The sequence below is a fragment of the uncultured Prevotella sp. genome (assembly GCF_946407605.1).
Classification (GTDB): domain Bacteria; phylum Bacteroidota; class Bacteroidia; order Bacteroidales; family Bacteroidaceae; genus Prevotella.
On record NZ_CAMJOS010000055.1, the window covers coordinates 1 to 10,591 of the forward strand.

Genomic DNA, 10,591 nt, shown 5'->3' on the forward strand with positions numbered 1-10,591 from the left:
CTCGTAGTTCGTTCTCTGACTCTTTCGCCTTCGACTCCACCACATTATTCTTCTTATCGCGTGAAAAGTAACCATCGTGTACCTGGTCAGACGAAAAACTCTTCAGATACTTCACATACTCAGGGTCATCGCTAAACCTAAGTTGTAGTTCACCCACAATCCGCTCGTATTCCTCTTCGAATATCTGCGCATAGATGCCCTTACCACCATCAGCCTCGCGATAATTATCCACATGGTCGATAAAGAACAGCGACAGGCACTTGATTCCTTGTCGGAACAGTTTCCGTTCTTTCTCGATATGTGCCAGGATGGTTGCGCGAATCTGTGCCTTACGAATCACCTGTTCATTCACAGCACCTATCACCTCACCTTCAGAGAGCGTGATGCCGTTTTGTAGATGTATACAACGGTTATATCCGTCAATCTCAGTCACACGATAGTTATTGGCATACTCCTGCAATTCGCCTGAATTCTGATAGACATCAAAGCGGTCAGCCACCAACTGCGTCACTTGCTTTACACCATTACCTACTCGCTTATCAAAACCTATTCTGGCACGTGGATTGCCCTCTGAGAGTTCGATGCTCTCCAAGTAAAGATAGCCATTGGTAGCCGTAGAGCCTTTTTGTTCAATACCCACCACAGAGATCTTCTTCACCAGCTTCTTGTTATAGGCATCCATCGCGTCCAGTCGATAGATCATGTTCACGATGTCATCGGCCCTATGGGTGGCACTATATAATAAGGTAAAGAGCGGGTTAAACTCCTTCAATCGGTTTCGTGTGGCGTTTTTCTTGTCAGCCCCCAATACACTCTGCGGCTCGTCGATAATCAGGATGGGATTCGTAGCAGCAATCACATCGATAGGTCTGCGTGAACGGAAAGCGTCCAACTTCATATAGATACGACGTGCATCTTCACCTCGTGCAGCAAAAGCCTGCGTGTTGATAATCATCACATGCATGTTCGAGTCGCTGGCAAACTGGTCTATCTTCGTCAACTGCGAACTGTCATAGACAAAACTCTGTATGCGCTTACCATATTCTGCGGCAAAATGCTCGCTCATCACCTCGAACGATTTGCAGACACCCTCACGGATGGCGATGCTGGGCACCACGATGATGAACTTACTCCAGCCGTAGAGCCTATTCAGTTCGAACATCGTCTTGATATAGGTATAGGTCTTGCCCGTTCCCGTTTCCATCTCGATGGTCAGTCGCAAGTCTGCCCTGTCGAAACTCTCCGTGGGTTTCAACTGAGCCGCCATCTGTATTTCACGGATATGGTTCAGCACTTCGCTATAGGACACCTCGATGGGCTGGTTTTTATAACCTACGGCATCGAAGAATCCACCGTTATCTGTTCCCAAGTCGTGCGTAAACTCCAGCAAGGCAGCATTCTTCTGCCCCTGAAACACATCCGTCACAGCCTTCGCCGCATCCGTCTGGAATTGTTGGTTTTTAAATTTCAGTTTCATAGGCTAAATCACTCTGACGTTATTCTGCACTTCCTGGTCAGTCCAGCCGCACTTCTGTTTGAACAACTCAAAGAGGTTCAGCTTCGCTGCACAATCCTTCGGCTCGGCAAAGTGAGCAAGCTCCCATTGCTCTCGCTCTTGCGGATTGTTCATCTTCTGGGCGGCTTCGGTGAAACTGCTGTCGCGGAACACCACGCGGAGGGGATGGGTATCTGCGATGGCATCGATGACGGCGGATGTCACCACACCGTCGAAGCAGGCCACGAGGTTGCCGTCATCCACGTTATAGATGGTACAGCCATCCACCTTCTGTGTCTCGTAGGGCAATGAGAGTTCCAAGCCCCAGCGCATCATGCAGTCGAAGAGCAGGTCGAGACCTGTGCGCTCCTCCTTGATATTGTCCAAGAACATATCGAGCGACTCCTGCGTATAGTCCTTGGGGGCAAACGCCACAGGCTTATAGTTCGACTCGTCGCACTTCAACACTCGGAAACCGATATCAAGGTCTTGGGTTGTCAGCGGATTGTCTGCTTTGATCTTATTTCCTGCTCGACGAATACGCTCCTTAGCAAGTTCACATAGATTTACAGGAGAGTTTTGCTCCTGTAGAAAGTCAATAGCATTTTGTATGATTTCCTTTTCGCTTGGATTTTTGGCATTAGTCAATGCTTCATTCAAATCCTCAGGCAATTGAACGAGAATATAATTACAATGGTTAAAACCTAATGCTTGATTAAATTTCATGCAAGACTCCGCAGTTGTCCCACTCCCGGAAAAGAAGTCCATAACATAATATGGTTGTTCCTGATTATCATCTTTAAATTGCATTAAGTATTGTATTAAAGAGACCGGTTTGGGATAATTGAAAACTTTTTTGCTGAAAAGTTGAAGTTGATATCCACTTGCGTTTTCGTTAGTGTCAACTCCGACCTTACTATTTATAAGATTTGCTGGTACCTCTGGAGCATATTCTTTTTTCTCATAAGATGGACTAAACTTCATAGTAGGGATTCTTATTATGGTACCATTATCCATTTCGTTCTTCAGATATGCTTGTGACCATTTAAATTTTGCTCTTAATATTACAGGCTTCACAAATAATCCATCTTTAACTTCTGTCTCTTCTAATAGTTCAACATCATATGCATCTGTACCATACATTCCTGGAGGAATAATACCATTAGGAATAGATGTAAGAACCTTGTTCTCAGGAAAAGTAAGAACTCCTATAGCATTCGGCTGATTAAGCAAGCCATTTGAACTTACTGATTCTTTCCTGACGCCTCGGAATTTACTGTCATCTTTTACTTTCTGATAACAGAGGATATATTCTATTATTTGTTTACTCTTTTTTGAGAGGTTCTCTGGAGTTTCTGTTTTTGCCCAATTAAAGATGTCAATAAAATTCCCTTCACCAAAGACTTCGTCGCATATTTTCTTAAGATTTGTAATTTCCCTACTATCAATACTGATAAACAAAACGCCATCCTCAGTCAGGAGACTCCTTGCCACCATTAAGCGAGCATAAATCATAGAACACCAATCAGAATGGAAACGACCATTACTATCCAAATTCTTCCAGAAACGTATTCCATCCTCAAACTTATTATGCTTATCATATTCACTATAATCTTTGTCAAAGTCATCATGATACACAAAGTCATTACCTGTATTGTATGGTGGGTCGATATAGATCATCTTGACTTTGCCCATATAGGAGTTCTGGAGCAGTTTCAGCACTTCGAGGTTGTCGCCTTCAATATAGAGGTTCTGGGTGGTGTCCCAATCTACGCTCTCTTCCGGGCAAGGGCGCAACGTCTTGCGGCAAGGTGCTGCCGCCTCGCGCTGTGCAGCCCGTTTGCCAACCCAAGTAAAGTCGTACTTCTCAGGCTCTCCGTCCTCTACATATTCCCCAAGGAGTGAACGCAGTTTTCCCCAATCTACTGCCCGATGCACTTTGCCTAAAGCATCAGGTGCCTCCGTAAAGCAGGATGGGAACAACTGGTAAAGTGCATCCAGATTGCGCACCGTTCCGTCTGTGGTTTCTTTGTTCAAATGTTCTATTTGCATGATTTTATTATTTTTATTTGTTTGTTTCGCTTTTTATTTTTATCTTTGCAACGGAATTATAAGCAGAAGTAATATGATGCAGATTGTTTTGAATATTGAGGATGTAAGTCTCCTCCCAAGTTTGAAAAAAATACTTGGGGCAATAAAAGGTGTAACTATTGACAGAATGGTTACATCCTCTACTGATGCTGAAGCAGAGAAAGCCTTTATAACAGAAACTATTACAAAAGGTTACAATGAAGCCCAAGAAGGGCGATTTGCAGGCAAGAATCTTCATTCTCTCGACGCATTGGTTGAGGAACTTAAAGCCGAAGCGTAGCAGTCTATGGTAACCTTCAACTATACTGAAGAATTTCTGCGCCAAGCAAAGCGTTTGGCCAAGCGTTACCGCTCTCTTGCCGATGATATTAATGATTTGCAATATGAATTGATGAAGAACCCAGAGGCAGGAGTTTCTTTGGGAGGCGGCAAACGCAAAATTCGTCTTGGAGTAAAAAGCAAAGGTGGAGGTAAACGTGGCGGATTGAGAATCATCACTCTCAATGTGGTCATAGAGACGACAGATACGTGCATAAACCTGCTTACCATTTACGACAAGAAGGAAATAAAGAATGTTTCTGAGGAATATATAAACCAAATTATTCGTAGTCTTAAATAAATATTTTATGATTGTAGAATTTTTCAATCCTGGTGCCTTGTAGTGTTTAACCGGGTGGCGCAGCAAGAGTCTGTGACCTCTCATAACATTACAGACATTATGGGTAAAAGTAGAAAAAAGACACCTGTTAGCACATGGTGTTGTTGCAAATCGCAAAAAGAGGGTAAAAAGATGTGTCATCGTATGTTTCGTCGTCGAGTAAGGACAATGATTCATACAAACCAATTTGGAAAACTTCCCTATCGTCAATGGGAGATAGTAGAACCATGGGACCTGGGTGGCGATGGAAAGTATTATTATCGCGCACTTCCAACTGATGAATGGTACATCAAGTTGATGCGAAAATGAGAATACATTATGGAGGAATAAAGGGTGGTTCATACGCTCAGTTCCTCCATTTTTTGTTTTAGCCCAGCCAACTCCTGGCGTTTAGCCTTCACCAGCTTGTTCATCTTCACCTGCACATCGTATTGCGGTTCCTTACGCATACGCTTTTCTAAGGATTGCAGTTCTGATTCCATCGCAGCAATCCGCTTTTTCAGTTCCACAATCTCTGCGAGTGCGCCAGCCTTATGCTCACCAATGCCTGAGACCTGGGCCACGTAATTGTCATAGATACGAGGCAGCGACTGGCCCTGAATTGCTAATGACAGTTGGTTTAGATTCATCCACGTAGTCGCAAACGACTTGGTGATCTTGAATTGCGTGTGGGTATTGTCCTTCCATTCCTTATAGTTAATCAGGAGCATATATTGCTCTTCGTATCTCAGGATGAAGACAATATAATGCGGCATGTTGGTGTCGATAAACGTAAACACGTCTGTTGGGCAATCCTGCGCCTTTAGCGTCACCACAAACACATCGATTTCTATCAGCTCTTCACTCGCTGTGACGTTGATGGTATTGGCAGAGAGCTTATAGAGCCAGCTGATCTGCGCCACGTCATTCACAAAGCGCACCTTCATCCGTTGGTTCACTTCCATGAACTTGTAGAACATCGTCTTGGGAACTACCTTATCGACAATGGTGCTTTGCGGATATGACAGCAGATTCTCCATAGGCTAACGTATCACTAAAAAACAAATCAGCTCGAAATCATCCAGTCCCTTGATGTCACCTTGCAGGGCTGTGGTCTCGCCAAAGGAGAAGAGGCTTTCAAGATCGCTCTCTTCCTTCTGCGCCACGATGGTGGCGACAGCCTTTTGCAGCAGGTCGCTATAGTGTGTCATTCGTCTGCCATTGTCCGTTTCCTGATTAAACTGATGGCAGAGTTCCATCATCGGCTCATGCTTGCCTTTGCAGGCTAAGCGCATAATATCCAGCAGTCGCTTGGGTGCCAAGTGGTTGATGATGGTCTCGCCCTCGTCAGAGAGATACACCATATAGAAAGGATGTAGCAGATTCTGATGGCCGATATTGACTGCGTTGTTTCTGTTCTTCAGAATATAGATGACACCAGGCTTGGCTGTGGCTGATGCAGGTACGACGGCACTCATGCCAAAGGGCGTATGCTCGATGTCGGGATGCTCAGGCAGATAGGCCAACAGGTCGAGGCGGAACTCATTCAGTCCCAAGTCCATGATGTTGATGCCTGTGTCCATATCTTCGAGGTCAACCACTTCTTCCTGCAAGCGCATCAGCTGACTCTTGCGATATTCAAGATCAGTCTGTTCTTCATTCGAGAGCAACACATTGCCTCCACCACCAGCAGTGATATCCATTCCAGCCATACGCGCCTCTACTCTACCCTTCAGGTAAAGATAGTCGTCGAGCTCGATGTCTGGCCAGTAATTGACCAACTGGATGACATCGTTTTTCGAGCCGATACGATCCACACGTCCGAAACGCTGGATGATGCGTACAGGATTCCAATGGATATCGTAATTAATAAGGTAGTCGCAGTCCTGCAAGTTCTGACCCTCAGAGATACAGTCTGTGGCTATCAGCACATCGATGACTTCGGGTTGCTTTGGGAATAGCTTATCTTTCTCCTTCGAGATAGGCGAAAAAAGCGTCAGCACACTATTGAAATCAGCTGGCAGACCCTTAACGGTAGAACGGATGCCATTGCCTGTCACCAAACCAACGTGCAGCCCCGTCTTCGCCAGTATCATGGCGGCTAAGTTATCGTACAGGTATTGTGCGGTGTCTGAAAAAGCCGTGAAGACAATCACTTTCTTGTTGTCACCATTAATAGGATGTATAAACTTCTCGCGCAGGTTCTCGATGAGCATCTGTAGTTTGCTGTCGTGCTCAGGGTTGATGTCCTTGATCATTACGAGCAGCAAGCCCAATATCTCTTGGTCTTTCAACAGGTCGCGCTTCCACGAACGGCAATCCATATCAGCTAATGCCACCTTGGTTTTCTTTCCACCTATCAGCACATCTTCCTCGCTATCTTCATCGAGCATATTTTCCAGTTGTTGCACCTCCAAACGTACATCCTGACGAGTGGTAACAAAGGTATCAATCGCCTCGATGGTTTCATCAATCATATCCTTCATCCGGCTTAGTGTCAGGCGGAAGCTGTTTACTGACGATTCCAAGCGCTTCAGCAGATTGATAGCCATCAGTTTCTTCAGTCCTTTCTCACGTCCCGACATACCTAAGTGTACTCCTCGCTCGTCGATATCGATTTCGTATTTCGTTCGCTTCGAAGGTAGGATATAGTCTGAAGGGGCATAGACACCAAGGTTCAAGTCGTCGAGTTGGTTGGCAATCTCCTTGTAAGTGATGGCATCATCAAGGTCTGTCAGTTTGGGACGCTTGGAAATGGGACGCAGACGGGTTGGGAACTTGCCTATCTCTGTGGTGTCGTAATACTTCTCAATATGCTTACGACTACGGGCAATAGTCACAGCATCGAGCACTTGGAAGAAGTCGAACGAGAGCATATCAAGCAGTTTTTCAGTTGTACGCTCCTTGGGGTCTTCAATCTTTGACCAGGCATTATACTGCATCTGGGCAGAACGGAAGATGTCCTCAATAGGACGGTCTGTATTCAGCTTGTCGTTAATGAGATTCTGATTACCCTCGTAGGCCAACTGCAACTGGTTCTTCAGGTCGTTGAAACGGTTGTTCACAGGGGTGGCTGAAAGCATCAGCACTTTCGTCCGCACACCAGCACGGATCACCTGGTTCATCAGGCGCAGATAGCGGTTTTCGCGCGGGTTCTCGTCGTCCTCATCAGTCGTCACCTTACCGCCATTGCGGAAGTTATGGCTCTCGTCTATCACGATGAGGTCGTAATTGCCCCAGTTCAGACGAGACAGGTCAACTCCATTCGACATACCCCGTTCGCGGCTCAGGTCTGTATGGAACAGCACATCATAGCGCAGACGGTCTTTTTCCAATGGGTTGTTCTTATAGTTGCCCTTATAGGTGTTCCAGTTCTCATAGAGCTTTTTGGGACAGAGCACCAGCACACTCTTATTGCGGTTCTCGTAATACTTGATGACAGAGATGGCCGTAAAGGTCTTTCCCAAACCTACACTATCGGCCAAGATACAGCCATTATAGGTCTCCAACTTGTTGATGATGGCCAGAGCCGCATCGCGCTGGAAGTTATAGAGTTTGTTCCAAATCTGCGAGCTCTTGAAGCCAGTCGCCTCGTTGGGCAGCACATCCTCGCTGATGTCCTCCAAGAACTCATTGAAGATATTATATAAGGTGACGAAGTAGATGAAGTCGGGCGAGTTCTCGCGATACACATTCTCGATATTCTCGATGATGGCATTGGTCACGTCTGTGAAGTTCTCGCTATCCTCCCAGAAGTCATTGAAGTTTTTCAAATATGCATCGCTTATAGGCGACGGCATTCGTTGAACCAACTGGAATATATTGTTGCCTCGCTCACAACCTAACTCTGTGGTCGTGAACTCGTTGAATGGCATGTAGGTGTAGAGGGTTTCCTCGTTATTCACATTGAGGAAACCTGGCATTGACATCTGCGACACATTAGTTTTGAAACGTACTTTCTGGCGTATCCATTCTGCACATTCCTTAGCAATGGCACGTTGAGTAAGGTTATTGCGTAGCTTGATTTCAAAATCAGAACCATAGAGCGTGCGCTCACGATTCAGTTTGGGGATATAAAATTCCCGTTTTTGTTTCTTTGATTGTTCCTTATTGAAGGTTGGCGAGGTGAAGATAAAGCGCAGTTCGCCCACCTTCTCCAACTCTTTTTGCAGAGCCTCAAAGGCATAGATGGAGAAGCTCGCTGCTGCCATCGACACCTTAGAGCCTTGGCGCAGCGTCACCTTCAGATCGTCAATGACATGAGAGGTGATATTATCGAACTGCCTGGGTAGTTCCATTTGTTCCCATACGATAGTTTTAGGAGCTATCAGACTATATCTTCAGGCTTGCTTACAGGTAAATACCAAAAGACCTCAGGACACAAAAGAAGCGCGAGTCATGGCTCTTCTCTCGTATCGTGAGGTCCTCGCATTACCTGTAACACTAGATATAAGTCATGCCCGCGCTATCGCACGGGCATCGGCTGACTTACTCAAAGTGTTACAATCGATGAAAGTTGCGAGGTTTCACGATACTCTGAATAAATAGCTGATGCTATTATTAACCAACGAAAATCATACCGGCACCCTGCACTCAGAGATTCTTGTTTTTCACAAGCGTCGTTTACGACGGTTTGCCTGTACTTGTCTGCAAAGATACAAATTAAAATTGAGAACAATCACATCATAGCACATTTTTACATATTATTTAATACTCGGGCACTTATTTCCATATTCATATTTTGGCAAGACAACTATGATTAGCAAAAATTTTACAAAGTATCACTTTCTAATATAACTACATAATAGTCAATAAGTTAATACGAGTGATACTTTTTGTTTATCTATCACTTTTTTAGGGTCAGATGAGAGATTTTCTGTAAAAAGCTTGCATTTGGCCTTAAAATTTTGTATCTTTGCACTCGGCTTGCACTGTGCTTGCCAATCATTAACCAACTAAAATATGAAAATAACAATTATCAACTCTGAAAGAAATGAAAAGAGGTACACGCGTGAGGAACTTGAAGCGTTCGTTGCGCAGTTGAGTGATGGCACCTATCGTCAGCAGTATGTACGCGACTTTAACAAGGAGGTGTGTTTTGCGGCTGAATGGGTGAAACTAAATGGTGAGTTGAAAGCGAAAAGCTACAATTGCCTGATATTGCTATCACTCGAAAACCTGCGCGACCTGAGCACCGTTGAGGAATATAAACGACTGGCCATCCTGCAGCCCTATACCCTACTCTGCTTTATGGGGCACGACGGTCATTCGCTCCACATCGTATGTCCATACACGGTGTCGGATGGTCATCCGTCGGAGACAGCCTTGCTCAACGCTTTCCGCAAGCTGCATTACATCTATTCGTCACAATTGGGTACACCACTGGCCGAGCACGATCCAACCTTCGAAACCTGCTGCAAGGCAAGCTACGATCCACAGCCATTCTATAACCCTGTAGCCATTGCCATCGTTGTATCTTCACAGCCAGAAGACTCACCCGAGTTCCGGCCTATGCAGGAGGATATCAGCGACTACAACTATCCCGAAGAGATTCCTGGCTTGAGTCTGCGCAACAGTCGTATGCGCCGATTCCACGATTGTCTGGACGCTGTTATCGAGAAAAATAGCGACCTACGTAACGACGAGGAGTTCGCCATCATCGTGCTCGAACAGTTGGCTGACGGTTGTCGTATCATGGGATTGCCTCAGGCATGGTGCGCCCGTGTCGCTTCATTTATCCCTATGTTTTCCGAAAGCCTTGACACCAATGCCATCGAGTCCGCCTTCAAGACCGCCTACCTCAAAGAGACTCTGAAGACCATTCCGATGAAGTTTACCCGTCCTTCTGCCCTACTCGCCTTCAAGACCGAGGCTTACATGAAGGAGCACTATACCTTGCGCCTCAACGTAATGACAGGCACCCCCGAATACCGCATGAACGCTGTGGGCTATGGTTTCCAGCCGTTGGATCAGGCAGCCCGCAACACCATGGCCATCAAGGCGCTGAAGGCAGGTGTGGAATCGTGGGACAAGGATCTGAACCGCTATATCGACTCGAATCTCATCCCCAAATATTACCCCATGGAGGATTATCTGCGCCACCTGCCAAAATGGAACGGCAAGCACGACTATGTGGGTGAACTCGCCCGACGGGTAAAGACTGACAACAAGCACTGGGAAAGCGACTTTCACACCTGGATGCTCTCGATGGTAGCCCAATGGCTCGGCAAGGACCGTCAGCACGGTAATGCCATCGTACCCCTGCTCATCGGTCCGCAGGGATCTGGCAAGACCACCTTTTGCCGCCGCTTGCTGCCAGAATATCTGCAGATGTATTTCAACGACCGATTGTCGATGAAGAACGACAA

General features: G+C 45.9%; 8 protein-coding genes. 4 read left to right on the top strand and 4 right to left on the bottom strand.

Translation table 11 applies throughout. The features are described from left to right. Positions 1-1,477, bottom strand: a 1,477-nt coding sequence (locus Q0R57_RS14105) for a DEAD/DEAH box helicase family protein (protein WP_294749054.1), incomplete at its 3' end; no start/stop codon positions are given. A gap of 3 nt (positions 1,478-1,480) precedes the next feature. Next, entirely contained in the window at positions 1,481-3,547 is a 2,067-nt protein-coding gene (locus Q0R57_RS14110; protein ID WP_294749057.1) for a site-specific DNA-methyltransferase, read from the bottom strand. Positions 3,548-3,620: 73 nt separating this feature from the next. Between Q0R57_RS14110 and Q0R57_RS14115 the strand changes: the two genes are divergently transcribed. The 3 genes from Q0R57_RS14115 (at position 3,621) to Q0R57_RS14125 (ending at position 4,553) form a co-directional block, all read left to right on the top strand. Beyond that, on the top strand, positions 3,621-3,866 hold the full coding sequence (locus Q0R57_RS14115) for a hypothetical protein (protein WP_294749059.1): 246 nt from the start codon (positions 3,621-3,623) through the stop codon (positions 3,864-3,866). A gap of 6 nt (positions 3,867-3,872) precedes the next feature. Further along, on the top strand, positions 3,873-4,205 hold the full coding sequence (locus Q0R57_RS14120; protein ID WP_294749061.1) for an addiction module toxin RelE: 333 nt from the start codon (positions 3,873-3,875) through the stop codon (positions 4,203-4,205). A 207-nt stretch (positions 4,206-4,412) separates the two neighbouring features. After that, the gene (locus Q0R57_RS14125; protein ID WP_294749063.1) at positions 4,413-4,553 is read left to right on the top strand and encodes a hypothetical protein; all 141 of its coding nucleotides are present in this window, start codon (positions 4,413-4,415) and stop codon (positions 4,551-4,553) included. 29 nt (positions 4,554-4,582) lie between these two features. Here the strand turns inward: Q0R57_RS14125 and Q0R57_RS14130 are convergent, their stop codons facing one another. Both Q0R57_RS14130 and Q0R57_RS14135 read right to left on the bottom strand, forming a co-directional pair. Next, positions 4,583-5,263 carry a DUF4391 domain-containing protein gene (locus Q0R57_RS14130; RefSeq protein WP_294749065.1) on the bottom strand — a complete coding sequence of 227 codons (681 nt, stop codon included), beginning with the start codon at positions 5,261-5,263 and terminating at the stop codon, positions 4,583-4,585. Positions 5,264-5,266: 3 nt separating this feature from the next. After that, the gene (locus tag Q0R57_RS14135; protein WP_294749066.1) at positions 5,267-8,521 is read right to left on the bottom strand and encodes a helicase-related protein; all 3,255 of its coding nucleotides are present in this window, start codon (positions 8,519-8,521) and stop codon (positions 5,267-5,269) included. 664 nt (positions 8,522-9,185) lie between these two features. Here Q0R57_RS14135 and Q0R57_RS14140 point away from each other — a divergent pair. Beyond that, the coding region (locus tag Q0R57_RS14140; RefSeq protein ID WP_294749068.1) for a BT4734/BF3469 family protein at positions 9,186-10,591 on the top strand (1,406 nt) is incomplete at its 3' end.